28 protein-coding genes are annotated in these 24,734 nt (G+C 60.4%); 13 read left to right on the top strand and 15 right to left on the bottom strand.

What is annotated here, in order from left to right:
• Positions 1-52 precede the first annotated feature (52 nt).
• The gene (locus D8U61_RS20175; protein WP_130927525.1) at positions 53-709 is read right to left on the bottom strand and encodes a thiopurine S-methyltransferase; all 657 of its coding nucleotides are present in this window, start codon (positions 707-709) and stop codon (positions 53-55) included.
• A gap of 103 nt (positions 710-812) precedes the next feature.
• Here D8U61_RS20175 and D8U61_RS20170 point away from each other — a divergent pair, with 103 nt between their 5' ends.
• On the top strand, positions 813-1,580 hold the full coding sequence (locus D8U61_RS20170; RefSeq protein WP_130903331.1) for a class III extradiol ring-cleavage dioxygenase: 768 nt from the start codon (positions 813-815) through the stop codon (positions 1,578-1,580).
• Between the two features lie 106 nt (positions 1,581-1,686).
• Here D8U61_RS20170 and D8U61_RS20165 read toward each other — a convergent pair whose 3' ends face one another.
• Positions 1,687-3,360, bottom strand: a complete 1,674-nt coding sequence (locus tag D8U61_RS20165; RefSeq protein WP_016770859.1) for a DEAD/DEAH box helicase — start codon at positions 3,358-3,360, stop codon at positions 1,687-1,689.
• A gap of 419 nt (positions 3,361-3,779) precedes the next feature.
• On the opposite strand from D8U61_RS20165, the gene D8U61_RS20160 reads away from it, so the two are divergent.
• Positions 3,780-4,571: a crotonase/enoyl-CoA hydratase family protein gene (locus D8U61_RS20160; RefSeq protein WP_073472434.1), complete on the top strand. Its 792-nt coding sequence runs from the start codon at positions 3,780-3,782 to the stop codon at positions 4,569-4,571.
• A 109-nt stretch (positions 4,572-4,680) separates the two neighbouring features.
• Here D8U61_RS20160 and D8U61_RS20155 read toward each other — a convergent pair whose 3' ends face one another.
• A complete protein-coding gene (locus tag D8U61_RS20155) occupies positions 4,681-5,436 on the bottom strand; it encodes a spermidine synthase (protein ID WP_130927524.1) in 756 nt (251 codons plus the stop codon).
• A 151-nt stretch (positions 5,437-5,587) separates the two neighbouring features.
• Between D8U61_RS20155 and D8U61_RS20150 the strand changes: the two genes are divergently transcribed.
• Complete coding sequence (locus tag D8U61_RS20150; RefSeq protein ID WP_130927523.1) at positions 5,588-6,934, top strand: 3-deoxy-7-phosphoheptulonate synthase class II; 1,347 nt, start codon at positions 5,588-5,590, stop codon at positions 6,932-6,934.
• An 88-nt stretch (positions 6,935-7,022) separates the two neighbouring features.
• Here the strand turns inward: D8U61_RS20150 and D8U61_RS20145 are convergent, their stop codons facing one another.
• On the bottom strand, positions 7,023-8,249 hold the full coding sequence (locus D8U61_RS20145; RefSeq protein WP_130927522.1) for a winged helix-turn-helix domain-containing protein: 1,227 nt from the start codon (positions 8,247-8,249) through the stop codon (positions 7,023-7,025).
• 64 nt (positions 8,250-8,313) lie between these two features.
• Positions 8,314-8,535, bottom strand: a complete 222-nt coding sequence (locus D8U61_RS20140) for a DUF1127 domain-containing protein (RefSeq protein ID WP_130927521.1) — start codon at positions 8,533-8,535, stop codon at positions 8,314-8,316.
• Between the two features lie 97 nt (positions 8,536-8,632).
• On the opposite strand from D8U61_RS20140, the gene D8U61_RS20135 reads away from it, so the two are divergent.
• The gene (locus tag D8U61_RS20135) at positions 8,633-9,487 is read left to right on the top strand and encodes a LysR substrate-binding domain-containing protein (RefSeq protein WP_172667885.1); all 855 of its coding nucleotides are present in this window, start codon (positions 8,633-8,635) and stop codon (positions 9,485-9,487) included.
• Here D8U61_RS20135 and D8U61_RS20130 read toward each other — a convergent pair.
• A complete protein-coding gene (locus D8U61_RS20130) occupies positions 9,477-10,226 on the bottom strand; it encodes a sulfite exporter TauE/SafE family protein (protein WP_130927520.1) in 750 nt (249 codons plus the stop codon). The two genes, D8U61_RS20135 and D8U61_RS20130, sit on opposite strands and share 11 nt — an antisense overlap.
• 108 nt (positions 10,227-10,334) lie before the next feature.
• Between D8U61_RS20130 and D8U61_RS20125 the strand changes: the two genes are divergently transcribed.
• The 4 genes from D8U61_RS20125 to D8U61_RS20110 all read left to right on the top strand — a co-directional run bounded on the left by D8U61_RS20125 (position 10,335) and on the right by D8U61_RS20110 (position 13,619).
• Positions 10,335-11,291 (top strand): LysR family transcriptional regulator, encoded by a 957-nt coding sequence (locus tag D8U61_RS20125; protein WP_016770867.1) that lies wholly within the window; start codon positions 10,335-10,337, stop codon positions 11,289-11,291.
• Positions 11,292-11,367: 76 nt separating this feature from the next.
• The gene (locus tag D8U61_RS20120; RefSeq protein ID WP_073472431.1) at positions 11,368-11,823 is read left to right on the top strand and encodes a MarR family transcriptional regulator; all 456 of its coding nucleotides are present in this window, start codon (positions 11,368-11,370) and stop codon (positions 11,821-11,823) included.
• 328 nt (positions 11,824-12,151) lie between these two features.
• Entirely contained in the window at positions 12,152-12,571 is a 420-nt protein-coding gene (locus D8U61_RS20115) for an organic hydroperoxide resistance protein (protein WP_007940002.1), read from the top strand.
• Positions 12,572-12,608: 37 nt separating this feature from the next.
• Complete coding sequence (locus tag D8U61_RS20110; RefSeq protein WP_130927519.1) at positions 12,609-13,619, top strand: alpha/beta hydrolase; 1,011 nt, start codon at positions 12,609-12,611, stop codon at positions 13,617-13,619.
• Positions 13,620-13,797: 178 nt separating this feature from the next.
• Here the strand turns inward: D8U61_RS20110 and D8U61_RS20105 are convergent, their stop codons facing one another.
• Together D8U61_RS20105 and earP are read right to left on the bottom strand one after the other, a co-directional pair.
• Positions 13,798-14,367, bottom strand: a complete 570-nt coding sequence (locus D8U61_RS20105; protein ID WP_003226785.1) for an elongation factor P — start codon at positions 14,365-14,367, stop codon at positions 13,798-13,800.
• Between the two features lie 48 nt (positions 14,368-14,415).
• Entirely contained in the window at positions 14,416-15,558 is a 1,143-nt protein-coding gene (gene earP / locus D8U61_RS20100; protein WP_130927518.1) for an elongation factor P maturation arginine rhamnosyltransferase EarP, read from the bottom strand.
• 125 nt (positions 15,559-15,683) lie between these two features.
• On the opposite strand from earP, the gene D8U61_RS20095 reads away from it, so the two are divergent.
• Both D8U61_RS20095 and D8U61_RS20090 read left to right on the top strand, forming a co-directional pair.
• Positions 15,684-16,100 carry a hypothetical protein gene (locus D8U61_RS20095; RefSeq protein ID WP_056788478.1) on the top strand — a complete coding sequence of 139 codons (417 nt, stop codon included), beginning with the start codon at positions 15,684-15,686 and terminating at the stop codon, positions 16,098-16,100.
• A 2-nt stretch (positions 16,101-16,102) separates the two neighbouring features.
• Positions 16,103-16,585 (top strand): GreA/GreB family elongation factor, encoded by a 483-nt coding sequence (locus D8U61_RS20090; protein WP_024013776.1) that lies wholly within the window; start codon positions 16,103-16,105, stop codon positions 16,583-16,585.
• A 9-nt stretch (positions 16,586-16,594) separates the two neighbouring features.
• Here the strand turns inward: D8U61_RS20090 and cysB are convergent, their stop codons facing one another.
• From cysB to D8U61_RS20065, 5 genes are all read right to left on the bottom strand, one after another.
• Positions 16,595-17,569, bottom strand: coding sequence for an HTH-type transcriptional regulator CysB (gene cysB / locus D8U61_RS20085; RefSeq protein WP_016770873.1), 975 nt, complete (start codon positions 17,567-17,569; stop codon positions 16,595-16,597).
• A 113-nt stretch (positions 17,570-17,682) separates the two neighbouring features.
• Entirely contained in the window at positions 17,683-18,186 is a 504-nt protein-coding gene (locus tag D8U61_RS20080) for a universal stress protein (RefSeq protein ID WP_016770874.1), read from the bottom strand.
• 97 nt (positions 18,187-18,283) lie between these two features.
• Positions 18,284-19,189, bottom strand: coding sequence for a 5'-nucleotidase (locus D8U61_RS20075; protein ID WP_024013777.1), 906 nt, complete (start codon positions 19,187-19,189; stop codon positions 18,284-18,286).
• Positions 19,190-19,211: 22 nt separating this feature from the next.
• Positions 19,212-20,168: a putative 2-dehydropantoate 2-reductase gene (locus tag D8U61_RS20070; RefSeq protein ID WP_130927517.1), complete on the bottom strand. Its 957-nt coding sequence runs from the start codon at positions 20,166-20,168 to the stop codon at positions 19,212-19,214.
• Positions 20,165-20,551, bottom strand: coding sequence for a thioredoxin family protein (locus tag D8U61_RS20065; RefSeq protein ID WP_130927516.1), 387 nt, complete (start codon positions 20,549-20,551; stop codon positions 20,165-20,167). Before D8U61_RS20065 ends, D8U61_RS20070 begins: the two co-directional genes overlap by 4 nt.
• On the opposite strand from D8U61_RS20065, the gene D8U61_RS20060 reads away from it, so the two are divergent.
• Both D8U61_RS20060 and D8U61_RS20055 read left to right on the top strand, forming a co-directional pair.
• A complete protein-coding gene (locus D8U61_RS20060; protein WP_024013780.1) occupies positions 20,550-20,993 on the top strand; it encodes a PilZ domain-containing protein in 444 nt (147 codons plus the stop codon). The genes D8U61_RS20065 and D8U61_RS20060 overlap by 2 nt on opposite strands.
• Positions 20,994-21,122: 129 nt before the next feature.
• Complete coding sequence (locus tag D8U61_RS20055) at positions 21,123-22,199, top strand: 3-deoxy-7-phosphoheptulonate synthase (RefSeq protein WP_016770878.1); 1,077 nt, start codon at positions 21,123-21,125, stop codon at positions 22,197-22,199.
• Between the two features lie 60 nt (positions 22,200-22,259).
• Here D8U61_RS20055 and D8U61_RS20050 read toward each other — a convergent pair whose 3' ends face one another.
• Positions 22,260-22,541: a GNAT family N-acetyltransferase gene (locus D8U61_RS20050; protein WP_016770879.1), complete on the bottom strand. Its 282-nt coding sequence runs from the start codon at positions 22,539-22,541 to the stop codon at positions 22,260-22,262.
• Between the two features lie 639 nt (positions 22,542-23,180).
• On the opposite strand from D8U61_RS20050, the gene oprI reads away from it, so the two are divergent.
• The gene (gene oprI / locus D8U61_RS20045) at positions 23,181-23,432 is read left to right on the top strand and encodes an outer membrane lipoprotei OprI (RefSeq protein WP_003183784.1); all 252 of its coding nucleotides are present in this window, start codon (positions 23,181-23,183) and stop codon (positions 23,430-23,432) included.
• Between the two features lie 126 nt (positions 23,433-23,558).
• On the opposite strand, the gene D8U61_RS20040 is transcribed toward oprI, so the two are convergent.
• Positions 23,559-24,530 carry a L,D-transpeptidase family protein gene (locus D8U61_RS20040; protein ID WP_024013783.1) on the bottom strand — a complete coding sequence of 324 codons (972 nt, stop codon included), beginning with the start codon at positions 24,528-24,530 and terminating at the stop codon, positions 23,559-23,561.
• Positions 24,531-24,734: the final 204 nt, after the last annotated feature.

Genomic DNA, 24,734 nt, shown 5'->3' with positions numbered 1-24,734 from the left:
CCCCTGTGGGAGCGAGCCTGCTCGCGAAGACGCCGGAGCTGCTGACAGAAAACTATCTGGAAGAAACCCGATAAACCCGCTCCACCAACCACTCAACCCCGCCCTGCAGAAACTTCGGGCTCTCAGCCAGAATATCCCGCTCTTCCAGTTTCTCCAGCTGCCAACCCTGGCCCAGCAGCCGCTGCGCCTCATCATCACTCACCGCAAACGGCGGTCCCGGGATCTGCGACTGATCGTAATCCAGGGTAATCACCAGCCCTTTCATCTCCGACGCCAGCAACTGTTGCAGATGCTCCGCGTAGCGCTGGCGCATGGCGTCCGGCAAGGCAATCAACGCGGCGCGGTCGTACAGCGCCGTGCAACCGGCAACATCCTCTGCCGTCAGCGCAAAAAAATCACCGCACCACAATTCGAACGCAACAGTGCGATAAACCTTGAATGCCCCCTTATCGCTGATCTGCGGCTGCAACTGATGTTCGCTGAAAAACTCCTCGACAGCCTTTTCGGCTAGCTCAACCCCAATCACCTGGTGTCCCTGCCCGGCAAGCCAGAGCAGATCCAGACTCTTCCCGCACAGCGGCACCAGCACACGCGCCGACGGTGCAATCGCCAGCTCCGGCCAGTAACGCTGCAAATACGGGTTGGCCTCGGCCTGATGAAAGCCGATCTGGTTCGAATCCCATTTCTTGTACCAAAACTCAGGCTGCATGGATCACTCCCGAAAAACCGATGAAAAACCGCAGAAACTTATATTGGATTCAGATCGATGATCTGACTGAAGATGGTTCATCTTAGCGCTCAGGAGCCCGTCCATGTTGCCCAGCCTGTTTATCTCCCACGGTTCACCGATGCTGGCGCTGGAGCCCGGTGCCAGCGGCCCGGCACTGGCGCGACTGGCCGCCGAACTGCCGCGTCCCAAAGCCATCGTCATCGTCTCTGCACACTGGGAAAGCCAGGAACTGCTGGTCAGCAGCCACCCGCATCCGGAAACCTGGCACGACTTCGGCGGTTTCCCCCGTGCGCTGTTTGAAGTTCAGTACCCGGCCCCGGGTAATCCGCAATTGGCCGCAGAGGTGGCTGAGCGGTTGAACACCAATGACCTGCCGGCGCGGCTCGATCCGCAACGACCGTTCGATCATGGTGTCTGGGTGCCGCTGTTTTTGATGTATCCGCAGGCCGATATTCCGGTGGTGCAGGTTTCGTTGCCGAGTCGCGGCGGACCGGCGTTGCAGACCCGGGTTGGCCGTGCGCTGGCGAGCCTGCGCGAACACGGCATTCTGTTGATCGGCTCCGGCAGCATCACCCACAACCTCCGCGAGCTGGACTGGCATGCCGGCCCGGAAAGCATTGAACCGTGGGCGCGGGATTTTCGTGACTGGATGATCGACAAACTGGCGGCCGACGATGAAACGGCGCTGCATGATTATCGCCAGCAGGCGCCGAATGCCGTGCGCAGTCACCCCAGTGATGAGCATTTGTTGCCGTTGTATTTTGCTCGCGGTGCGGGCGGGGTTTTCAGCGTGGCGCATCAGGGTTTCACGATGGGGGCGCTGGGTATGGATATTTATCGCTTCGGTTGAGGCCTTCGCGAGCAGGCTCGCTCCCACAGTAGCCAATGAACAGGCAAAAAAAATCCCCGAACCAGTCGGGGATTTTTTATGTTCGATCAATCAGCCCAAGGGCGGATCAATCTTCGCGGTAGCGACGCAGCTTGAGCTGCTTACCAGCCACGCGAGTGTCCTTCAGCTTGGTCAGGAGTTTTTCCAGACCTTCTTCCGGCAGTTCGACGAGGCTGAAGCTGTCACGCACCTGGATGCGACCGATCGCTTCACGGGCCAGACCGCCTTCGTTGAGGATGGCGCCCAGCAGGTTTTTCGCAGCGATACCGTCACGCGCACCCAGCGCGGTACGGCAACGAGCACGGCCTTCGCCCAAAGGCATTGGCGCGCGACGCTCGCGGTCACCACGATCAGGACGATCACCGGAACGCTCAGGACGGTCGCCACGCGGTGCGTTGTTCGGCACCAGTGGACGTTCCTTCTCGATCGCGGCCAGGTTCAGCGCTTGACCGTTGGTAGCCTTGCGCAGCAGCGCAGCAGCCAGTGCACGCGGGGTGCAACCGATGTCGGCAGTCAGGCGATCAAGCAGTTCACCGTGAGTCGATTCGGCATCAGCGACCAGCGGCGACAGGCTGTTGGTCAGTTTCTTGATGCGAGCATCGAGAACGGCTTGAGCGTCTGGCAGGCGTACTTCGGCAACTTTCTGACCGGTTACGCGCTCGATCACTTGCAGCATGCGGCGCTCACGTGGAGTCACCAGCAGCAGTGCACGACCTTCGCGACCGGCACGGCCGGTACGGCCGATACGGTGCACGTAGGATTCCGGGTCGTACGGCATGTCAACGTTGAATACGTGAGTGATGCGCGGAACGTCCAGACCACGGGCAGCAACGTCGGTCGCGACAACGATGTCCAGGCGGCCATCCTTGAGCGAGTCGATCACGCGCTCACGCTGGTTCTGGGCAATGTCACCGTTCAACGCAGCGGCTTTGTAGCCTTTGGCGTCGAGGGCGCTGGCCAGGTCCAGGGTCGCTTGCTTGGTGCGCACGAACATGATCAGCGCGTCGAAGTCTTCGACTTCCAGCAGGCTGAGTACGGCCGAGGTTTTCTGGTCAGCGTGAACCAACAGGTGAGCCTGTTCGATCGCGGTAACTGTCTGGGTCTTGGTCTGGATCTTGACGTGTTGCGGATCGCGCAGATGGCGTTCGGCAATGGCGCGGATCGACTGCGGCAGGGTCGCCGAGAACAGCACGGTCTGGCGGGTCGATGGCAGAGCCTTGAAGATGACTTCCAGGTCATCCATGAAGCCCAGCTTCAACATTTCGTCAGCTTCGTCGAGAACCAGATGGTTCACGGTCGACAGGACTTTCTCGTCGCGACGCAGGTGGTCGCACAGACGACCCGGAGTAGCGACAACAATCTGTGCGCCATTACGGATTGCCTTGAGTTGCGGGCCCATCGGCGCGCCGCCGTAGACAGCCACGACGGTGACGCCTGGCATTTGCTTGGCGTAGGTTTCAAAAGCGGTTGCTACTTGCAGCGCCAACTCTCGGGTTGGCGCCAGGATCAGGGCTTGCGGTTCGCGCTTGGCAGGATCGATGCGGTGCAGAATAGGCAGTGCGAACGCGGCGGTTTTACCGGTACCGGTTTGCGCCTGGCCAATCATGTCCTGGCCGGCCATGATGATCGGGATCGATTGCTGCTGAATCGCCGAAGGCTCTTCGTAGCCAGTCGCTGCGACGGCTGCAAGAATATTCGGGTTGAGATTAAAAGCGGCGAATCCGCCGGTTTCCTGGGTCATGGGTCTGCCTCTAAGTGCATCCGCAAAGACCCATGCTCCAAAGCTGCGCATGCCGTGTTGAGACTCAAGAGTCGCCCTGGCAGCTTTGTCGGCGGGGATTTGCGAAAACGAATGAATGAAGATGAATCGTCAAGGAAGAGCCCGCAATGCGGACGTGCAGCCGAAGCTGACTTCGGGAAATGCGCTACCTAAACGCGGCCCGGTTAAAGGCCGGCGCGCACTATACCGGATTTCGCCCGAAAAGGGAGCTTTTTTTGTGGCCCTTATCCGTGTGTCACCGCCGTGTAACGGGGTTTTGCGGATAATCGCGCAACGGTCTATTTTGCAAAGGCCCGGCCCTGCGGGCGATGACGCTTAAACGGTTCACCGACCTGCGGCAAAGCGCCGCGCACCCGCCCTTCCCGCTTGAGGATTTAGCCATGAATCAGCCCTGCGCCGGCCGCGTCAGCCGAGAACGTCGTGGTCATGTGCACTTGATCGGCCTCGATCGGGCGGCCAAGCGCAACGCTTTCGATATCGACCTGCTCAACGACCTGAGCCTGGCCTACGGCGAGTTCGAAGCCGACCGCGAAGCGCGGGTCGCCGTGGTGTTCGGCCATGGCGAACACTTCACCGCCGGGCTCGATCTGGTCAATGCCAGCGCGGCGCTGGCCGAAGGTTGGCAGGTTCCGAGCGGCGGCTGCGATCCCTGGGGCGTTTTCGTCGGCCCACGGGTGAGCAAACCGGTCATCGTCGCCGCGCAGGGTTACTGCCTGACCATCGGCATCGAGCTGATGCTGGCGGCGGACATCAACCTGTGCGCGAGCAATACCCGCTTCGCGCAGATGGAAGTGCAGCGTGGGATCTTTCCGTTTGGCGGCGCGACTTTGCGTTTCCAGCAGATTGCCGGCTGGGGCAACGCGATGCGCTGGTTGCTCACCGGCGATGAGTTCGATGCCCACGATGCGTTGCATCTGGGCTTGGTCCAGGAAGTGATGGCCAGCGAAGATTTGCTGCCCCGCGCGATCGAGCTGGCCGAACGGATTGCCCGGCAGGCACCGCTGGGCGTGCAGGCGACCTTGATGTCAGCGAGACAGGCGCGTTATGAGGGTGAGACAGCGGCGGCGCAGGCGTTACCGGCGCTGGTGAAGAAGTTGCTCGCCACTGAAGATGCCCGGGAGGGGGTGCGATCGTTGGTGGAGCGGCGGCCAGGGATCTTCAAAGGCATCTGAAGATTCTGCTGCCTGTCAGGGCCTTTTCGCGAGCAGGCTCGCTCCCACAGGTCGAACGCATTTCAAATGTGGGAGCGAGCCTGCTCGCGAAGGGGGCGGTACTGCCGGCTCAGGTGGCCGGGCGAATCGCGTTGATCAACGACTGCAACGAATAACCCAGCTGCGGCGCCAGCGCTTCGGCTCGTTGGGTCAGCGCCTGCATGTCCAGCGCCTGATCGAGATCCGCCGGAACGATCAGAATCACGTTGCCCTCCTTCACTGGCAGCTCCCAGTAATGCCGGTGATAGAGCCCGCGCAACAACGCCGCGCCCAGTGGCTTGCCATCGTCGGTGGCCCACTGGTTGATCACCAGCCAGCCGCCCGGATTCAGGCGCTTCTGACAATCGCCGAGAAAACTCCAGGCCAGATGCCCGACACCGGGACCGACATCGGTATAGAGGTCGACGAAAATCAGATCCGCCGGCTCGGCAGTCGGCAGCAGTTCAAGCGCATCGCCGACGCGGATGTACAAACGCGGATCATCATCCAGACCGAGATATTCGATGGCCAGGCGCGGCACGTCCGGGCGCAGTTCGATGGCTTCGACGTCTTCCAGCGGCAGAAACTTCAGGCAAGCCTGGGTCAGCGTGCCCGCGCCCAAACCGAGAAACAGCGCACTCTCCGGCTGCTCGAGGCACAGCGCGCCGATCAGCATCGCGCGGGTGTAGTCGTATTCCAGCCAGCTCGGGTCGGCAGTGAACACGCAGCTCTGCTCGATCGCATCGCCGAACTCGAGAAAGCGGTAATCGGCCACTTCCAGCACGCGAATCACGCCGAACTCATCCTGTACTTCGGCGAGCAGATGCTCGACGCGCTCCTCAGTCATTTCGTCTCCTGATGGTCACCGGGCGCGGTGACGCGATGGCACCGCTGTGGCGCCGTGGCAAAGCGGCGATTGTCAGCGATGGGGCGGGAGCAGGTCACGCACTAATTGCTGCTAACATGGCGCTTCCCTGCGTACGAACTTCGAGACCGTGATGAGCCAACCGTGGAGCCCTGACAGCTGGCGCGCCCTGCCGATCCAGCAACAACCGCAATACCCCGACGCCGCGCATCTGCGCCAGGTCGAGCAGACCCTGGCCAGCTATCCGCCGCTGGTGTTCGCCGGCGAAGCGCGCGAGCTGCGCCGCCAGTTCGCCGAAGTCACCCAGGGTCGCGCGTTTCTGTTGCAGGGCGGCGATTGCGCGGAAAGCTTCGCCGAATTCTCCGCCGCGAAGATCCGCGACACCTTCAAAGTGTTGCTGCAAATGGCAATCGTCATGACCTTCGCCGCTGGCTGCCCGGTGGTCAAGGTCGGGCGCATGGCCGGCCAGTTCGCCAAACCGCGTTCGGCCAACGACGAAACCATCGGCGGCGTAGCCCTGCCGGCCTACCGTGGCGACATCGTCAACGGCATCGGCTTCGACGAAAAGAGCCGCGTGCCGGATCCGGAGCGTTTGCTGCAGTCCTATCATCAGTCCACAGCAACCTTGAACCTGTTGCGCGCTTTCGCCCAGGGCGGTTTTGCCGACCTGCATCAAGTGCACAAGTGGAACCTGGATTTCATCGCCAACTCGGCGCTGGCCGAGAAGTACAGCCACCTCGCCGACCGCATCGATGAAACCCTGGCGTTCATGCGCGCCTGCGGCATGGACAGCTCGCCGCAACTGCGCGAAACCAGTTTCTTCACCGCCCACGAAGCGTTGCTGCTGAACTACGAAGAAGCCTTCGTCCGCCGCGACAGCCTGACCAACGATTACTACGATTGCTCGGCGCACATGCTGTGGATCGGCGACCGCACCCGCCAGCTCGACGGCGCGCACGTCGAGTTCCTGCGCGGGGTGAACAACCCGATCGGCGTCAAGGTCGGACCGAGCATGAATCCTGATGACCTGATCCGCCTGATCGACGTGCTCAACCCGGACAACGATCCGGGCCGCTTGAACCTGATCGCGCGGATGGGTGCGAACAAGGTCGGCGATCATCTGCCGGCACTGATCCGCGCGGTACAGCGCGAAGGCAAGCAGGTGCTGTGGAGCTCCGATCCGATGCACGGCAACACCATCAAGGCCAGCAGCGGCTACAAGACACGTGACTTCGCGCAGATCCTTGGCGAGGTGAAGCAGTTCTTCCAGGTGCACGAAGCGGAAGGCAGCTATGCCGGCGGCATCCATATCGAGATGACCGGACAGAATGTCACCGAGTGCATCGGCGGCGCCCGACCGATTACCGAGGACGGCTTGTCCGATCGTTATCACACCCACTGTGATCCGCGGATGAATGCCGATCAGTCGCTGGAATTGGCGTTTTTGATTGCCGAGACCCTGAAGCAAGTCCGGCGCTAGACCGAGTCGCCATCTTCGCGAGCAAGCTCGCTCCCACATTTGCAATGCGTTTCCCTGTGGGAGCGAGCCTGCTCGCGAAAGCGCCGGCTCAGGCAACCTCAATCCGCGCCAATGCCACCCGCAACCGAGCCGCACTCTCGCGCTGACAATTCAACTGCACCCGCTCAAGCCCCAGCCAACCCGCCATCCGCCGCAAATTCAGCGCCAGCGCCAGCATGCCCTCCTCGTCCAGCCCCGGTTCTTCCTCGTGCACCGCATGCACCGCCAACTGCCCTGCCGCCCGTTCGGCGCGCAGATCAACCCGCGCGGCGATCCGCTCGTTGTGCAAAAACGGCAGCACGTAATAGCCGTAAACCCGCTTGGGCTGCGGTGTATAGATTTCCAAACGATAGCGGAAATCGAACAAACGCTCGATGCGGCTGCGCTCCCAGATCAGCGAGTCGAACGGCGACAGCAGCGCACTGGCAATGACCTTGCGCGGCACTTTGGGCGCCGGCAGGCAATAGGCGATCTGCCGCCAGTCGGCGACTTCACACATCTGCAATTGACCAGCTTTAACCAACTCAGCCAGACGCGGCCGAGCATCCGCAGGGCTCAGGCGAAAGTAATCACGCAGGTCTTTTTCCGTACCAACGCCCAATGCTTGCGCCGCATGCAACAGCAAACCGCGTTGCGCCTCGGCCTCGTCCGGCGTGGGCTGTTGCAGGATCGCCGCAGGAATCACTCGCTCGGGCAAATCGTACAAGCGCTCGAAACCGCGTCGCCCCGCCACTGTGACCTCACCGGCGGCGAACAACCATTCCAGCGCATGTTTCTCGGCACTCCAGTCCCACCATGGCCCGGCCTTGTCTTCGCGGGTCGACAGACTGCCGGCACCCAGCGCGCCCCGCTCCTCAACCGCAGTCAGCACGCGGCGGATGGTTTCCTGTTGTTCGCGACCAAACCTCGCCAATTGCTGATAGATGTCTTCGCCACGCTTGGCGCGTTGCATGCGCCAACCCAGCAACGGGTACATCGACAGCGGCAACAGCGACGCTTCATGGCCCCAGTATTCGAACAGCGTGCGCCGACGCCCCGAACTCCAGGCAGCCTGATCGAGCAAGTCAGAGGGGTAGGAACCGAGACGGGAAAACAGCGGCAGGTAGTGCGAGCGCACCACGGCATTGACGGAATCGATTTGCAGCAGGCCCAGCCGTTCGATCAGCCGGTTGAGATGACTGGCATTGACGTTCGGCGGCTGGCGCCCGTTGAACCCTTGGGCAGCCAGCGCCAGACGTCGCGCCTGTTTGAGGGAAAAGGACACTGTCGCGGGCATTTATTCCTCCATGTCTGCTCGCAACCTACCTCACCTGAAAGGGGTTTGTGTAGCGATAGCCTCATCATTTATGCATCGGGTCGTCCCAGAACGGCCGCACGGTTTCGTGTTCGACATCGGCGCGGCTGATGCCGATGTCCTTCAGCGCCTCATCGCTCAGACCGGCGAGCATTTCCCGTTCACGATGCAGCTCATACCAGCGGCTGAATTTGTGCAGCAGATCGGACACGATATGGCCGTGGCCGGCCAGCTGTTCTTCGCTTGCATACTCTCTTTGACCTTTCATCGTCTTGCCTCCTTTTGTGGATGGCTCAAGTTTCGCGCTGGCGCTAAGATCAATCCAACGAATGTTTCTGATGGCATGCATCACGGAGATTCATCAATTGTCCGCCTACCCCAGTATCGATACCGATGTCCTGCGCACCTTTGTCGCGATTGCCGATCAAGGCGGTTTCACCCGTGCTGGCGAGATGGTCAATCGCACCCAGTCGGCGGTGAGCATGCAGATGAAACGCCTGGAAGAAGACGTGTTGCAGCGCCAGTTGTTCGAGCGCGATGGCCGTCAGGTGCGGCTGACAGCTGAAGGCCAAGTGCTGCTCGGTTACGCGCGGCGCATCCTCAAACTGCACAGTGAGGTGTTCAACACCCTGCGCGAGCCGCACATGGTCGGCACCGTGCGCATCGGTACGCCGGATGATTATGTGATGCGTTTTCTGCCGGGGATCCTGTCGCGGTTCGCGCAGTTCTATCCGCTGATCCAGATCGAAGTGCATTGCGAGTCGAGCAAGCAGTTGCTGCAACGCACTGATCTGGACTTATCGATCGTCACCCGTGAGCCGGGCAACGAGATCGGCCAGTTGCTGCGCAAGGAGCGCTTCGTCTGGGCCGAGGCGCAGAATTTCAGCGCCCACGAACAGACGCCGCTGCCCCTGGCGATGTTCAACAGTGATTGTTTCTGCCGCTTGTGGGCGTGCAATGCGCTAGACGCGATGGGTCGCGATTACCGCATCGCCTACAACAGCAGCAGCCTGTCGGCGCTGATGGCGGTGGTCAGCGCAGGGCTGGCGATCACCGCGCAACTGGAAAGCCTGATCACCCCGGACATGCGCATCCTTGGCGCCGCCGAAGATCTGCCGCTGCTGCCCGAGGCGAGCATCATGCTGATCCGCAATCTGAACAACCCGTCGCCGATCACCGAGTGCCTGGCCGAGCACATCGTCGAGGGCTTCAAACTTTAAACGCGAGCATCACCGCACACAGCACCAGAAAACCGCAGAACAGCCCACGCAGGAGTTTTTCCGGCATGGCGTGGGCAACTTTCACGCCCCAACTGATGCTGAGCAGACCTCCGACGGCCAGAGGCAAGCCGATCGTCCAATCGACCTCGTGGTGCACCGCATAGGTCACCAGGGTTACGCCAGTGCTCGGCAGGGCCAGCGCCAGCGACAATCCCTGAGCAACCACTTGGCTGGTGCCGAACAGGCTGGTCAGCACTGGAGTGGCCACCACCGCGCCGCCGACGCCGAACAAGCCGCCCATGGTCCCTGAGGCGGCGCCAAGCACGCCCAACCACGGCCACGAATAGCGCATCTCGGCAGTCGGCGCTGGTCGTGTGCCGAACATCTTCAACAGGTTGTAGGCCGACAGCGCCACCAGAAAGGCGACAAAGCCGATGCGCATGGTCTGCGCATCAATGCCCACAGCCCAGATCGAGCCAAGCCAGGCAAAGCAGAAACCCATCACCGCCAGCGGCAGCGCATGGCGCAATTCGATGCGATTGCGCTGGTGATAACGCCACAGCGCCAGCATCACGTTCGGTACCACCATCACCAGTGCCGTGCCCTGGGCGATTTGCTGATCAAGCCCAAACCACACGCCAAGCAACGGAATCGCAATCAAGCCACCGCCAATGCCAAAGATCCCGCCCAATGTGCCCAGGGCGGCGCCGAACAGCAGGTACAACAGAAAATCCATCACAACGGTAATCCTCTAACGACAGGCGGCCAATGCTACGCACTCGCGCCTAGCGGGGAAACGCATAGCAACGCACAATGGCTATGCCGATTTTGCACAAGCGTGGTTTCCATGAATCCCAACCAATTGACCGATCAGCTCGGCCTGTTTCTCGATGTGCTGGAGAGTGGCAGCTTTTCTGCCGCTTCGCGCCGCCATCCGCTGACGCCTTCCGCTGTAGCCCGGCGCATCGACAGCCTGGAAAGTGCCGTCGGCAGTCAGCTGTTCGTGCGCAGCACCCATGCCGTGCTGCCGACTTCGGCCGGCCTGGCCTTTGCCGAACGGGCGCGACGGATCATCGCCGAGTTGCAACTGGCGCGTGCCGAAGCGGTGTCGTTGAGCAGTGCACCGGAAGGCCTGATCCGCATCGATGCGCCAGCAGCCTTCGGGCGGCGGCATCTGGCGCCGGTGATTGCCGATTTTCTCCTGCTGTATCCGGGACTGGATGTGCAGATGCACCTGATCGACAGCTTCAGCGACATGGCCGGCAGCAGCCTGGGCAAGGTCGATCTGGTCCTGCGTACCGGCCAATTGGCTGACTCGCGCCTGGTCGCCACGCCATTGGCGAGCATGGTCCGCGTCGCCTGCGCCAGCCCTGACTATCTCAAGCAGCGTGGCGTGCCCGAGCACCCGGCGCAGTTGAGTGAACACGACGGGCTCGACTGGGAGGGCCTTGCGCCGCCGTTTGCCTGGAAATTCGAAGTGGACGGGCAAATGCAATTGCACCGGCCATCGCGGGTGCGGCTGAGCGCCAACAATGCCGAAGCTCTGGCGTGTGGCGCGGCGGCGGGTCTGGGCGTCGCACACCTGCCGACCTGGCTGGCCAGCGAATACTTGCTGCGCGGCGAACTGGTGCCGCTGTTTTGTGAAAATGGCCTGCCGCCGCCGGAGTCCACCGGCATTTACGCGCTGCGCATGGAACAGCAGGTCCATTCGCGCAGTCGGTTGTTGCTGGAATACCTGAAAACCCGCTTCAGCCCGGTGCCGCCGTGGGATCTGGCGCTGCAACGGCAATTCGCCCGGCACTGACGCCGGACATATTTATCTGGCGCCTTAAAGATTCGAGCGCTAGATTAAAAAACGATCAACGATCAAGGCTTTGACAATGACTTGCGAACGCGACAACTGCGACGACCTTCTGCTCGACAATCAGGCGTGCTTCGCCCTGCACTCGACCTCGCTGATGATGACCAAGGTCTACAAGCCGCTGTTGCAGGCGCTGGGCCTGACCTATCCGCAATATCTGGCGATGATGGTGTTGTGGGAGAAGGACGGTCTGACTGTCGGAGAAATCAGCGCACGCCTGCTGACCGATCCGGGATCGCTGACGCCATTGCTCAAACGCCTGGAAGCCGAAGGCCTGCTCAGCCGCACCCGCAGTCGCGAAGATGAGCGGGTGGTGATTGTCGAACTGACCGCAGCAGGCCGCGCCTTGCGTGACAAGGCGCAGACCGTGCCGCAGTGCATCCTTGGCGCCAGTGGCTTCACCCTTGAACGTCTGCAGAAGTTGCAGGCCGAGCTGCAAGCGCTGCGCGGACATCTGCAAGACAGCCTGAATTAAGCCCCGCTACATTCCCCTGTGGGAGCGAGCCTGCTCGCGAAAGCGTCCGATCAGACAGCGAGTCGTTGAATGTTCCACCGCCTTCGCGAGCAGGCTCGCTCCCACAGTGATTTCAGCGCCAATAAAAATATTTTTCCCGCCTGCATTCCCTCGTCAAGGGCTCTAAATCAAGCCTTAACCGCCCCTTCCACGCTATGCCCTTGAACAAAATGCGATTTTTATTAAAAATTTATCTTGCGCGCTAAACATTAGCGCTATACATTCTCTTCACACCTACTTAGCGCGCAAACAATTAGCGCGCAAAAACGCAACCAATGAGGCTCACACCATGCAAACTCTCTACACCGCAATCGCAACTTCCACTGGCGGCCGTGACGGTCGTGCGATCTCCAGCGACAACGTACTCGACGTCAAACTGGCCACCCCGAAAGAACTCGGCGGTGCTGGCGGTGCGGCGACCAACCCTGAGCAACTGTTCGCTGCCGGTTACTCGGCCTGCTTCATCGGCGCACTGAAATTCGTCGCCAGCCAGACCAAGCGCAAGATTCCTGACGACGCGTCAATCACCGCGCATGTCGGCATCGGTCAGATTCCTGGCGGTTTCGGTCTGGACATTGATTTGCACATCAGCCTGCCGGGCCTGGAACAAGCCGATGCGCAGTCGCTGGTCGACGCCGCTCACCAGGTCTGCCCGTACTCCAACGCCACCCGTGGCAACGTCGATGTGCGTCTGCACGTGACTGTGTAATCACTCAAGCCCCCGGCCCGAACAAGGAAAAATGAACATGAACACCTTCAGCAAAGTCTTGACCGGTACCCTTCTCGCCCTGTCGGTACACAGCGCTTTCGCCGGTGATGTCGAACACAACACCCAGGCATTCCTCGATGCGCTGAATTCAGGCAGCGGCAAGCCGATCGAGCAGCTGTCACCCAAGGATGCCCGCGCCGTGCTGGTCGGCGCGCAGTCCGGGGTCAAGTTGACGTTGCCCAAAGCCGATGTCAGCGAGAAGACCATCCAGGTCGATGGCCAACCGCTGAGCCTGACCATCGTCCGGCCGGCCGGGGTCAAGGGTGAGCTGCCGGTGTTCATGTTCTTCCACGGCGGCGGCTGGGTGCTGGGGGACTTCCCGACTCACGAACGTCTGGCGCGCGATCTCGTGGTCGGTTCGGGGGCGGCGGCGGTGTTCGTCAATTACACCCCTTCGCCGGAAGCGCATTACCCGGTGGCGATCAACCAGGCCTACGCTGCGACCAAGTGGGTGGCGGAACATGGCAAAGAGATCAATGTCGACGGCAAGCGCCTGGCCGTGGCCGGCAACAGCGTCGGCGGCAACATGGCCGCAGTGGTTGCGCTGATGGCCAAGGACAAGGGCACTCCGGCGATCAAATTCCAGGTGCTGCTGTGGCCGGTGACCGATGCCAACTTCGACACCGGTTCGTACAACCAGTACGCCGAAGGGCACTTCCTCACCCGCAACATGATGAAGTGGTTCTGGGACAACTACACCACCGACGCCAAGCAGCGCAACGAGATCTACGCCTCACCGCTGCGCGCCACCACCGCACAGCTCAAAGGCCTGCCGCCAGCACTTGTGCAGACGGCCAGCGCCGACGTGCTGCGTGACGAAGGCGAAGCTTACGCACGCAAACTCGACGAGGCCGGGGTTCCGGTAACGTCGGTGCGCTACAACGGCATGATTCACGATTACGGTTTGCTCAACGTGGTCAGCCAGGTACCGGCGGTGCGTTCGGCGATGTTGCAGGCGTCTGAAGAACTGAAGCAACACTTGAAGTAACCACCGTCCCATTGTGGGAGCGAGCCTGCTCGCGAAGGCGTCCTGTCAGACAACATGCCGTTGAAGGACACACTGCTTTCGCGAGCAAGCTCGCTCCCACAGGGTTCCGAGCGTTTCTAACAGGCACAAAAAAACCCGACTCAATGGTCGGGTTTTTTCTTTCCGCAAAAAGCAGTGCTTATTTCGCACGGCCTTTGTAGGAACCGCCTTCGCGGGTATCGATCTCGATCATGTCGCCGATTTCGATGAAGTCGGCAACCGACAGCTCGGTACCGTTCTTCAGTTTGGCAGGCTTCATCACCTTGCCGGAAGTGTCACCGCGAGCGGAGCCTTCGGTGTAGTCAACCTGACGCACGATGGTGGTCGGCAGTTCTACGGAAACCAGACGCTCTTCGAAGAACACGGCTTCGCAAACGTCGGTCATGCCTTCTTCAACGAAAGGCAGAACGCTTTCGATGTCTTCGGCGTTCAGCTCGTACATGGTGTAGTCAGTGGTGTCCATGAACGTGTAAGTGTCACCGCTGATGAACGACAGGGTGGCTTCTTTACGATCCAGGATCACGTCGTCCAGTTTGTCGTCCGCACCGTAAACGGTTTCGGTCTTGTAACCGGTCAGCAGGTTCTTCAGCTTGGTCTTCATGATCGCGCTGTTACGGCCCGACTTGGTGAATTCAGCTTTCTGAACCAGCCAAGGATCGTTGTCGATACGGATCACGGTACCGGGTTTGAGTTCTTTACCAGTTTTCATTGCGAATATCCGAATTTGGATGGGATTTACAAAAATCTAGGCCGCGTATCATATCCAATTTACATAAAACTGTACCAGCGCCGTGGCAAGATCCGCCTGCAAGGCCTGTTCCAGACACCATGCCTCGGCGTTTTTCTCAAGTTCCGGCCAATGATTTCGCACCGCCAGCCAGTGCTCGCCGATCGGTTGCCCGGCGCTCCATGCTCGCCACAGACCGTTCATCGCCTGCGCCGCAGCGGGTGAAAGGCCGTGAGTGTAGAGCGCGAGGAAAGCGTCGAGCTTGTCCAGATGGATGTCATCGTCCTGCTGATAGATGTGCCAGAGCATCGGCCGCCCCGCCCATTGCGCGCGCACGAATGAGTCTTCACCGCGCACCGCGTTGAAATCGCAACACCAGAGCAGGTGGTCGTATTGATCCTGACGGACGAACGGCAGCACTTGCACGGTCAGGGACTCGCGCACATGAATCGCGCCGACCGTCAGGGTTTCCACATTCAGCCAGCGCGCCACATCGCCGAGAATCCGCCCTTCCGGCACCAGCAGGTGAGTCGGCCGCGCATCGGCCGCCAGCACGTCCAGCCAACTGGCCAACCCGGGGTTTTCATAAGCAAACAGCGAGATCAGTTGCGCGTCCGGAGCAGGATCGATGCCCAAGGCTTGCAGGAAATGTCGCTGGGCCGGCCGATCCTGCTGAAACTGGCGACGTTGTTCGAGCAGTCCGCGTTCGCGCAGCAGGCCACCGGTGCCCGGTTTGAAGCCTGGAAAGAAAAAGAACTTCTGCACCGTTTTGTATTTTACCGACGGCAAGCCGTGGCAGCCGGTGACCCAGTCTTCGGCGCTGAGATAATCGAGGTTGAGCCACAGCGGTGGCGTTTCCCGTGCGGCCATGCTGTCCATGTAATCAGTGGGCAGTTGGCAGGCGAAGGCGGCGATGACTACGTCGGCCGCCTCGGCGTGCAGCCATACGCTCGGCCACTGTCGCACCTCGACGCCCTGCTGCCATTGCTGCACAACATCGACATCGATCTCAGGACAGAGGCGCTCGAACGCGCGCAGATCATCCACCCACAGGCGCACCGGCAAGGCATGCTCGGCCACCAGCTGCCGGGCCAGGCGCCAGGTCACGCCGATGTCACCGAAGTTATCGACCACGGTGCAAAAAATGTCCCAGCGGGGTTTCGCTTCAGGCATGCCGTTCTCCCGTTGGCAAAAAACCTCGATTGTCCGCATAAATGCGCTCGCGCAGAAGAGCCGACGGCGATTAATCTTCGTGCGACAATCGCCGCTTGCCCGCAACCATCCGCCAGGAGGCCGCCATGCCCTACCGTCCCAATCCCCGTCGTCCCTTGCCTGTTCAGCTTAGCGCGCTGCATCTGACCGGCAGCATTGCGCTGGGCCTGTGGCTGGGGTTCCTGGCGATTGCGCTGACCTGCTGGCTGCTTTCGCGCTTTATCTTTCCCGAGCAACTGGCCCCTGTCGCGCAAGCGGTGCAGCAGCGCGTCAATCCCCCGGCTGTGGCGCCCGTGCAGGTTCAGCCGGACATTCCACCGCAGAGTCCGCTGTTCCAACAGTACGAAGAAAACCTGCGCAAGAATGAACAGCAGGCCCGACTGGATCAGGCGCGCGCCAATTCGCGTAATGCGTCGAACCCGAAATGCCAGTTCTGGCTGCAGCAGGACCAGACCGCGCCGACCGAAAAGAGCCGCGCCAACGTTTTGCAATTCTGCGATTGATCATGAACAAACACAGCGTCCACCAGTTGATTCTCGACAAGCTGCGCATCGACCTCGACATCGCCGAGCGCGCCGCGCAAACCGCTTACGAAACCGCGACCCACGAAGAAAACATCGCCGAAAACAAGTACGACACGCTGGGGCTGGAGGCGTCGTATCTGGCGGCGGGTCAGGCGAAGCGGGTTGAGGAAATCCGTCAGTCCCTGGCGCTGTGCCAGAATCTGACCTTGCGTGCCTACGATGAAAATCGCGGCATCGAAGTCGGCGCCCTGCTCGGTCTGGAGGACGAAAAGGGTCGCGAGCAATGGCTGTTTCTGGCGCCGGATGCGGCGGGGCTGAAAGTCGACGTGGTCGGTCAGCCGATCACCGTCATCACCCCGCGCTCGCCGCTGGGCAAAAGCCTGCTGGGCAAGTTCGCGGGCGATGAGGTGGAGATTCTGGTGGCGGGCACCCGGCAACAGTTTGCTGTCACCGAGGTGCTCTGAAGCGGGTGTTTAGTGAACGGGCAGTTCGACGCCGTCGAACAGCTCTTCGAGCTCTTGCTTGTTGTGGCACTGAATGGCCTTGGCCATGACTTCGCGGGTCAGGTGCGGGGCGAATTTCTCGATGAAGTCGCACATGAAGCCACGCAGGAAGGTGCCACGACGGAAACCGATCTTGGTGATGCTCGACTCGAACAACTCGCTGGCATCCAGCACCACCAGGTCGTTATCGAGTTTGGTATCGACCGCCATTTTAGCCACGATGCCCACGCCCAGCCCCAGACGCACGTAGGTTTTGATCACGTCGGCGTCAGCAGCGGTGAACACCACTTTCGGCGTCAGGCCACGATGGCTGAAGGCTTCGTCGAGCTTGGAACGGCCGGTGAAACCGAACACGTAAGTGACGATCGGATATTCGGCCAGCGCTTCGAGAGTCAGCTTCGGCAGCTTGGTCAGCGGGTGGCCGTGGGGTACGACCACGCATCGGTTCCAGCGGTAGCACGGCATCATCACCAGATCACCGAACAGCTCCAGCGCTTCAGTGGCAATGGCGAAATCGACGGTGCCGTCAGCGGCCATTTCGGCGATCTGCATCGGCGAGCCCTGATGCATGTGCAGGGCCACGTCCGGGTATTGCTTGATGAAATTGCTGATCACCGGCGGCAGCGCATAACGCGCCTGGGTGTGGGTGGTGGCGATCGACAGGGTGCCCTTTTTCTCGTTGGAGAATTCCTGGGCAATCTGCTTGATGCTTTCGACTTTGCGCAGGATCTCGCCAGCGGTGGTGATGATGCGCTCGCCGGCCGGGGTGACGCGGGTCAGGTGCTTGCCGCTGCGGGCGAAGACTTCGACGCCCAGCTCGTCTTCCAGCAGGCGGATCTGCTTACTGATGCCCGGTTGCGAGGTGTACAGGCTTTGAGCGGTAGCGGAAACGTTGAGGTCGTGGTGCGCCACTTCCCAGATGTAGCGCAGTTGTTGAAGCTTCATATCAATCCCTCAAAGCAGGTAGACGCCACGGGCATCAGCGACGGTATATAACTATATTAATGGTTCGAAGAATAAATCTAGAACTTTTTTATCAAAACGCCATTATTCCTGCTTCAACGATCCTCACGCCGCCGGCGTTCCATCAGCGGCACCAGATAGACCGGCACCTTGGCCAACTGCAGGACCCGCGCCGCCGTGCGCCCCAACGGCGTTTCCGCGCCGACGCCATGGCTGTGACTGCCGACGATCAGCAGATCGACCGAGAGCTTGTGCACCTGATCGAGAATCACCTGCGACGGGTCGCCCTGCAGCACGCGCACCGCGCGAATGCGCTGCAGATCCTGTTCGCCGTCGTCCCCCAGTTCTTCACGAAAGCTGTCGAGCACCCGTTGTTCGATATTGGCGATGACTGTTTTCAGACCCTGACTATGGAATTCGTTCAATGCCTGTTCGTCGAGATAGCTTTGCAGCACCGACTCGGCAAACAGGCCCATGGGTTCCACCGCGTGTACTACATACAGATCGGCATTGAAGGTGCGCGCCAAGGCCAGGGCATGCTGCATCACGAACGGTGCGTACAGACCGAGGTCGGTGGCATACAGCATTGAGCGAATCATGGGACCTCCTCGCGAGCCAACGATGGCGGAGATTGATTCAGCTTAGCAGTGCCTTGGCGAGTACGACGTGCGACGCAACGTCCTGAATGAAAAGGCTCTAGATCGGCGGTTCGTTGCTGATGCCGTGGGGCACGTGGCCGGTGGCGACCACTTCGCGAGCCAGTTCGCAATGACCGGTCTGGTCATCGAAGAACACGTCGGCGGCGAAGGCTTCGAGGAACGCCGATTTGGTCAGGCCACCGAGAAACAGCGACTCATCGAGGCGAATATCCCATTCCCGCAAGGTGCGGATCACCCGCTCATGGGCCGGCGCCGAACGCGCGGTAACCAGCGCCGTGCGGATCGGGCAATCGTCATCGGGGAACTCGCGCTGCAACAGATTGAGCGCTGCCAGAAAGCCTTTGAACGGCCCACCACGCAATGGCTCGCGTGCCGATTCGCGTTCCTTGGCCTGAAACGCTTCCAGGCCGCCGGACTGATAGACGCGCTCGGACTCGTCCGAGAAGATCACCGCATCACCGTCGAAGGCGATACGCAATTCATCGCTGGCCGCGCGGCTCGCGCCACCGGAGAGAATCGTCGCGGCGGCGAACCCGGCGTCCAGCGCGGCACGCACGTCTTCGGCGTGGGTCGAGAGAAACAGGTCGCAGCCAAACGCTTTCAGATACGGATACGGACTGCGCCCGCCGACGAACGCCGCACGAGAAATTGCCAGGCCGTAATGATGAATCGAATTGAACACGCGCAGCCCGGTGTCGGCGCTGTTGCGGGAAACCAGAATCACCTCGACCCGCGCGCGGCCGAGACGGCTGTTCAGGCTCAGGAGTTTTTCCACCAGCGGGAACGCATCGCCCGGCGCGAGGATTTCGTCTTCGTGCTCGATCTGATATTGCCGATAGGCTTCGACGCCGCTCGACAGGTAGACCTTATGGCTTTCGCTCAGGTCGAACAAGGCGCGCGAGGAAATCGCCAGCACCAGTTTGTCATCGATGTTATTGGCCATGCCTTCCCCCAGAACAACCGACTCAGGTATTGCGTCGGTCGATAAAACCCAAATGGCGATACAACGCCTCGATGCGCGGCAACTCGCAACCCGCCGCGTTCGCCGCCGCCAGTGGCCGGGCGTAGATCGCCTCCAGCTCCAGCGGGCGTTTGTGTGCAAAGTCGTGGTACATGCTTGGCCAGTAATCGGGCATTTTTTCCGTCATGGTGAACAGGTACTCGGCATAGCCGGGCGGGATCTCGTATCCACAGGCCCGGGCGCCCTGCACCACTTCGGCCATCAACGCCTGAATCGACAGGCGGCTGTCGGCATCGGCCATCAGCGCTTCGGTTCCCGCGCCGAGCAATACCGAAAGTCCGTTGTAGGGGATATTCCACACCAGTTTCTGCCAGCGCGCCTGATGCAGGTTGGCCATCGCCTGCGAGTCGATGCCGGCGGCACGGAACAGTCCGGCGCCCTCCTCGACGATCGCCATGCGCGCTACTTCATCAATGGCCGAGCCGCTGTGATAACCGACATTCACCGCGCCAAGGGCCTGATGGGTGATATGCCCCGGACCCTCGCGGTGCACGCAGATCAGGCACAGACCACCGAGCAGATGCAGCGAATCCGGCAACAGTGGTCGCAGGCTGTCTTCGACATCCAGACCGTTCTGCAGCAACAGCACTTTTGCGTCAGGTTTGGCGGCCTGAATGATCGCCGGGGCCAGACCGGCGTTGCTGGTGGTCTTGGTGCCGACCAGCAGCCAGTCACAGGGCGGCATGTCTTCGGCAGCGGAATAGGCATTGGCCGGATGCAGCGTCAACGGGCCGTGCACCGCGCTGTTGATGCGCAAACCGCGCTCAGCCACCGCCGAGAATTCGCTGCGCAATAAAAAATGCACGTCGAAACCGGCACGCGCCAGCATCACTCCGTAGAATCCGCCGATTGCACCGGTGCCGATAATCCCCACCACCGGTTTGCTGACTGTCTCGCTCATGGCAACTCCTCTGCTGTACGTCCCAGCGCCTGCGCCACTGCCTGGTTGAGTTCCTCAACCGTCAGGCGAGCGTGCACCGCACCAAAGAACTCGCCGTCGCGCACCACAAACAGCGCCGGCAAATGAAACACCTGATAACGCTCGACCAGGCCGCCGTTGTTGCCGGCGTCGATCCAGCACAGCCGATCGATCGCCAGCGGCAATCCCGGCAACACCTCGCGGGCATAACGACAACTGGCGCAGCCGACGCTGGTGAAGATCACCAGAGAAACCCCGTGCATCGCCAGCAGCCGCTGGTCGGCGTCGAAGTCGGTCAGCTCGGATTCGACCACTATACTGGGGGAAACAATGTCAGATGGCCGACACAGGGAGTCTGTGCTCATGGGACGTTTCATTCCTCATCCGGACGAAGTGCCGGTTGAATTGACGTTACTCAAGCCTGAATGCATTTCCAGACAACAGCTGCACACTATCAGCCTCGGCGGCATCGCTTGCAATTACCACCGCGCCTGGCGCCACGGCACTGCACTGCAAGTACGCATGCCGACGCTGAATGCCGACTTCTGTTATCCGGGCTATGTGGCCTGGTGTCTGCGGCGTAAAAAAGGCTATCTGGTGGGCATTGCCTTCACTGACGAACAGACCCTGTTCAGCGCGCGAATGGGTGAGCAGGTGTGTCAGATCGAACGCTATTCACGCATGCAGGACAGCCACGACGATCTGCAGGATAGTCAGGCGCTGGCCCTGCAGTGGGTCGAGGAGCACGCCGAAGAGTTCTCCCACGACAACCTGCGCAAGGCTTTTGCGCAGCCAGCGCTGGACTAAAGCACGGTTTGCCCATTGTCGAGCCGCCTCTGACGCGCTAAGGTTCGGCTCCCCCGACGCGCTAAATCTGCTGTGCTCCGCCGCGCGGGGATCGCTGGCGGCCGGCACCCGTGACCTGACGAGTAAACGATGGCTGATTTACCGATCAACGACCTAAACGTCGCCTCTAACGAGACCCTGATCACTCCCGATCAGCTCAAGCGTGATATCCCCCTGAGCGACGCCGCCCTGCGCACCGTCACCAAGGGCCGCGAAGTCATTCGCAACATTCTCGATGGCACCGACCACCGTCTGTTCGTCGTGATCGGCCCGTGCTCGATTCACGACATCAAGGCTGCCCACGAATACGCCGATCGCCTCAAGGTGCTCGCCGAGGAAGTCTCCGACACCCTGTATCTGGTCATGCGCGTGTATTTCGAGAAGCCGCGCACCACCGTCGGCTGGAAAGGTCTGATCAACGATCCGTATCTGGACGACTCGTTCAAGATCCAGGACGGTCTGCACATCGGTCGTCAGTTGCTGCTCGACCTGGCCGAGAAAGGCCTGCCGACCGCGACCGAAGCCCTCGACCCGATCTCCCCGCAGTACCTGCAGGATCTGATCAGCTGGTCGGCCATCGGCGCGCGTACCACCGAATCGCAGACTCACCGCGAAATGGCTTCCGGCCTGTCCTCGGCCGTCGGCTTCAAGAACGGCACCGATGGCGGCCTGACCGTGGCGATCAACGCCTTGCAGTCGGTGTCCAGCCCGCACCGTTTCCTCGGCATCAACCAGGAAGGTGGCGTTTCGATCGTCACCACCAAAGGCAACGCCTACGGTCACGTGGTGCTGCGTGGCGGTAACGGCAAGCCGAACTATGATTCGGTCAGCGTGGCCCTGTGCGAGCAGGCGCTGAACAAGGCGAAGATCAAGCCGAACATCATGGTCGATTGCAGCCACGCCAACTCCAACAAGGACCCGGCCCTGCAACCGCTGGTGATGGAAAACGTCGCCAACCAGATCCTCGAAGGCAACCAGTCGATCATCGGCCTGATGGTCGAAAGCCACCTGAATTGGGGCTGCCAGGCAATCCCGAAAGACCTCGCCGACCTGCAATACGGCGTGTCGATCACCGATGCCTGCATCGATTGGTCCGCCACCGAAAACACCTTGCGCAGCATGCACGCCAAGCTCAAGGACGTATTGCCGAAGCGTCAGCGCACGTAAGCACGGTTTTACGGATATAAAAAAACGCCGGACATTGTCCGGCGTTTTTGTGTGTGCGATTCAGATCTTCGCGGCGCGACGCTGATGGCGTTCCATATATCGCTCGACGTAGGAGCAAGACGGGATCACCGTGTAGCCCATTTCTTCGGCGTATTGCAGCGCGCGTTCAGTCAGCGCTGCGGCAATGCCACGGCCGCGCAGGGCATTGGGCACGAAGGTGCGGTAGATATCCAGGGTCTGCTTGCCCAGATCCATGTAGGTCAGGTAAGCACGATGACCGTCCACAGTGGTCTCGAATTGATGACCAGCCTGGTCATGGTGGATGGACAACGCCTCGCTCATCACTACTCCTCGCGGGTCTTGAATTGTGACCCCTACCTTACCGATGTTTTTCCGGCGAAGGAACATCTACGCCACCCCGTGCCTGATGGACACTGAGAAGAGCCACACCGATCTCGCGCAATCTGACACCTGCTGAATAGTAGGCACCATTGGCGAAAATGCTCAAGGTACGCTCGTCATCGGATGGTTTGCGTGCATTGGCATCGATGGTCGCAGGTTCGGCCGCAAGACAATCTTTGCGTGCCGTTTGCCTGAACATTGCCGGAATGTTGAGACTTAAGACGTGCAACCTTTTTTAAAGTCACCTGTACATCAACAAAGATACGCGAAGCGCTTCGCAGAACCTGAACAAAAGTGTGGACGAATTCATTTAGAAAGACTTTAGCCGAAGTCGCAAAAACAGCGCACGAGGGCGGGAACTTTTTCCGTTTGAGTCGCTCACGCCGGGGCTTGCAGCTGGATATTTTTTATACAGCGCAGTTAAAAGTTGCTCGAAAAAGAATCAACGCCTACAATTTTTTTTGCTTCTTGCGCTACGTCAGTTTACTTACTACAAGTAATGGGTAGTATGTACGCCGGCTATTTCCTCAATCGTGAGGAGACAGCCACTTAATTTGAAAGTCCTTGAAGGGGAACACGATGAACAACGTTCTGAAATTCTCTGCTCTGGCTCTGGCCGCAGTTCTGGCTACCGGTTGCAGCAGCGCATCGAAAGAAACCGAAGCACGTCTGACCGCTACTGAAGACGCAGCTGCTCGCTCCCAGGCTCGTGCAGACGAAGCTTACCGTAAAGCTGATGAAGCTCTGGCTGCTGCTCAAAAAGCACAACAGACTGCTGACGAAGCTAACGAGCGTGCTCTGCGCATGCTGGAAAAAGCTAGCCGCAAGTAATAATCCCTCGGGATTGTTATCGAGCCGATCCGGTTTTCCGGGTCGGCTTTTTTGTGCCCGGTGCTTTTCTCCGGGCAATAAAAAACCCGCCGACGCTGCACGCATCGGCGGGTTTTCAATCAGCTCTTATTGCTGCAGATCGATCGGTGCACTGCTCACCATTGGCGCCGAGGTATTCGGCACGGCGATCTCTACCGGCAGGCCGTCTTCGGCGGCGACCACATCACGCACCACATCCCAGTTCATGCGCAGGTTGCTGGTGATGTCTTCACGCTTGAGCATCGCGTTGATTACCGCGGTGTGCTTGTCGACCACCGACGGGTTGCCCTTGTCGTCGAGCGGCGTGTGCGCTTCCAGATAGACCTTGCCGCCACTGCGACCGAACTTGTACGGGTCGTTGATGATGCGCACCGAGGTGCCGACCGGGACCATGCCGGCCATTTCCAGCACGTTGTTGTTGAACATGCGGAAGCAGCCGTGGCTGGTGCGCATGCCGATGCCGAACTTCTTGTTCGAACCGTGGATCAGGTAGCCCGGCGTGCCGAGGGTGAACTTGAACGGCCCCAGCGGGTTATCAGGACCGGCCGGCACCACATTCGGCAGCGGATCACCGTCAGCAGCGTGTTCGGCCTTGATCGAAGCCGGAGGCGTCCACGTCGGGTTCGGTGTCTTGGCGATGATCGAGGTGTGCGCGATCGGCGAGCCCCAGCCTTCGCGGCCGATACCCAGCGGGAACGTGTACACCACGTCGCGGCCTTTCGGATAGTAATAGAGACGGTATTCGGCGAGGTTGATGACGATGCCTTCACGCGGGCCCGGCGGCAGGATGAAGCGCGTCGGCAGGACGATCTCGGTACCGGCGCCAGGCAGCCAGGCATCGATGCCCGGGTTGGCTGCAACCATTTCCGAATAGCCCAGATCGTAGGTGGTGCCCAGGTCGGCGAAGGTGTCTTCGTACTTGGCTTTGATCACCTGCACCTGGCCGACGATGTCCTCGCCGGGTGGTGGCAGGGGAAGCTCCAATGCAGCAACGGGACCGGCCACACACAGGGCGGCAAGTGACAGGCAGCGGGTGACGGCAGGAAAGCGCGGCAACATCCGGAAAATCCTTCGCATGATCATCAAGGGTATAAGGGCGCGATTGTACACCGCGGCCTGGGGATTCGGGAGACACGCCGATAGACCGTGTCGCGCCCTGAAAGATCGCAGCCTCGTTGCACTCGTCAGCTCCTACATTTGCAACGCATTCCCTGTAGATACTCTGTTCACGGTCAAGCTTTTTGGGTGTGTTTACCGCTAAAA

It is taken from the genome of Pseudomonas sp. Sample_14 (assembly GCF_004307515.1).
In the GTDB taxonomy this organism is placed as follows: domain Bacteria; phylum Pseudomonadota; class Gammaproteobacteria; order Pseudomonadales; family Pseudomonadaceae; genus Aquipseudomonas; species Aquipseudomonas atacamensis.
This window is presented reverse-complemented; position numbering and strand designations above follow the sequence as displayed.

Coding starts and splice junctions, on each gene's coding strand:
- earP (WP_130927518.1), bottom strand. CDS start 15,558: ATGCCTGAAGCGAAACCCCGCTGGGACATTTTTTGCACCGTGGTCGAT.
- D8U61_RS20170 (WP_130903331.1), top strand. CDS start 813: ATGTTGCCCAGCCTGTTTATCTCCCACGGTTCACCGATGCTGGCGCTG.
- D8U61_RS20165 (WP_016770859.1), bottom strand. CDS start 3,360: ATGACCCAGGAAACCGGCGGATTCGCCGCTTTTAATCTCAACCCGAAT.
- D8U61_RS20040 (WP_024013783.1), bottom strand. CDS start 24,530: ATGTTGCCGCGCTTTCCTGCCGTCACCCGCTGCCTGTCACTTGCCGCC.
- D8U61_RS20090 (WP_024013776.1), top strand. CDS start 16,103: ATGAACAAACACAGCGTCCACCAGTTGATTCTCGACAAGCTGCGCATC.
- D8U61_RS20055 (WP_016770878.1), top strand. CDS start 21,123: ATGGCTGATTTACCGATCAACGACCTAAACGTCGCCTCTAACGAGACC.
- D8U61_RS20095 (WP_056788478.1), top strand. CDS start 15,684: ATGCCCTACCGTCCCAATCCCCGTCGTCCCTTGCCTGTTCAGCTTAGC.
- cysB (WP_016770873.1), bottom strand. CDS start 17,569: ATGAAGCTTCAACAACTGCGCTACATCTGGGAAGTGGCGCACCACGAC.
- D8U61_RS20175 (WP_130927525.1), bottom strand. CDS start 709: ATGCAGCCTGAGTTTTGGTACAAGAAATGGGATTCGAACCAGATCGGC.
- D8U61_RS20140 (WP_130927521.1), bottom strand. CDS start 8,535: ATGAAAGGTCAAAGAGAGTATGCAAGCGAAGAACAGCTGGCCGGCCAC.
- D8U61_RS20080 (WP_016770874.1), bottom strand. CDS start 18,186: ATGATTCGCTCAATGCTGTATGCCACCGACCTCGGTCTGTACGCACCG.
- D8U61_RS20160 (WP_073472434.1), top strand. CDS start 3,780: ATGAATCAGCCCTGCGCCGGCCGCGTCAGCCGAGAACGTCGTGGTCAT.
- oprI (WP_003183784.1), top strand. CDS start 23,181: ATGAACAACGTTCTGAAATTCTCTGCTCTGGCTCTGGCCGCAGTTCTG.
- D8U61_RS20155 (WP_130927524.1), bottom strand. CDS start 5,436: ATGACTGAGGAGCGCGTCGAGCATCTGCTCGCCGAAGTACAGGATGAG.
- D8U61_RS20105 (WP_003226785.1), bottom strand. CDS start 14,367: ATGAAAACTGGTAAAGAACTCAAACCCGGTACCGTGATCCGTATCGAC.
- D8U61_RS20110 (WP_130927519.1), top strand. CDS start 12,609: ATGAACACCTTCAGCAAAGTCTTGACCGGTACCCTTCTCGCCCTGTCG.
- D8U61_RS20050 (WP_016770879.1), bottom strand. CDS start 22,541: ATGAGCGAGGCGTTGTCCATCCACCATGACCAGGCTGGTCATCAATTC.
- D8U61_RS20125 (WP_016770867.1), top strand. CDS start 10,335: ATGAATCCCAACCAATTGACCGATCAGCTCGGCCTGTTTCTCGATGTG.
- D8U61_RS20075 (WP_024013777.1), bottom strand. CDS start 19,189: ATGGCCAATAACATCGATGACAAACTGGTGCTGGCGATTTCCTCGCGC.
- D8U61_RS20070 (WP_130927517.1), bottom strand. CDS start 20,168: ATGAGCGAGACAGTCAGCAAACCGGTGGTGGGGATTATCGGCACCGGT.
- D8U61_RS20145 (WP_130927522.1), bottom strand. CDS start 8,249: ATGCCCGCGACAGTGTCCTTTTCCCTCAAACAGGCGCGACGTCTGGCG.
- D8U61_RS20120 (WP_073472431.1), top strand. CDS start 11,368: ATGACTTGCGAACGCGACAACTGCGACGACCTTCTGCTCGACAATCAG.
- D8U61_RS20060 (WP_024013780.1), top strand. CDS start 20,550: ATGGGACGTTTCATTCCTCATCCGGACGAAGTGCCGGTTGAATTGACG.
- D8U61_RS20150 (WP_130927523.1), top strand. CDS start 5,588: ATGAGCCAACCGTGGAGCCCTGACAGCTGGCGCGCCCTGCCGATCCAG.
- D8U61_RS20115 (WP_007940002.1), top strand. CDS start 12,152: ATGCAAACTCTCTACACCGCAATCGCAACTTCCACTGGCGGCCGTGAC.
- D8U61_RS20065 (WP_130927516.1), bottom strand. CDS start 20,551: ATGAGCACAGACTCCCTGTGTCGGCCATCTGACATTGTTTCCCCCAGT.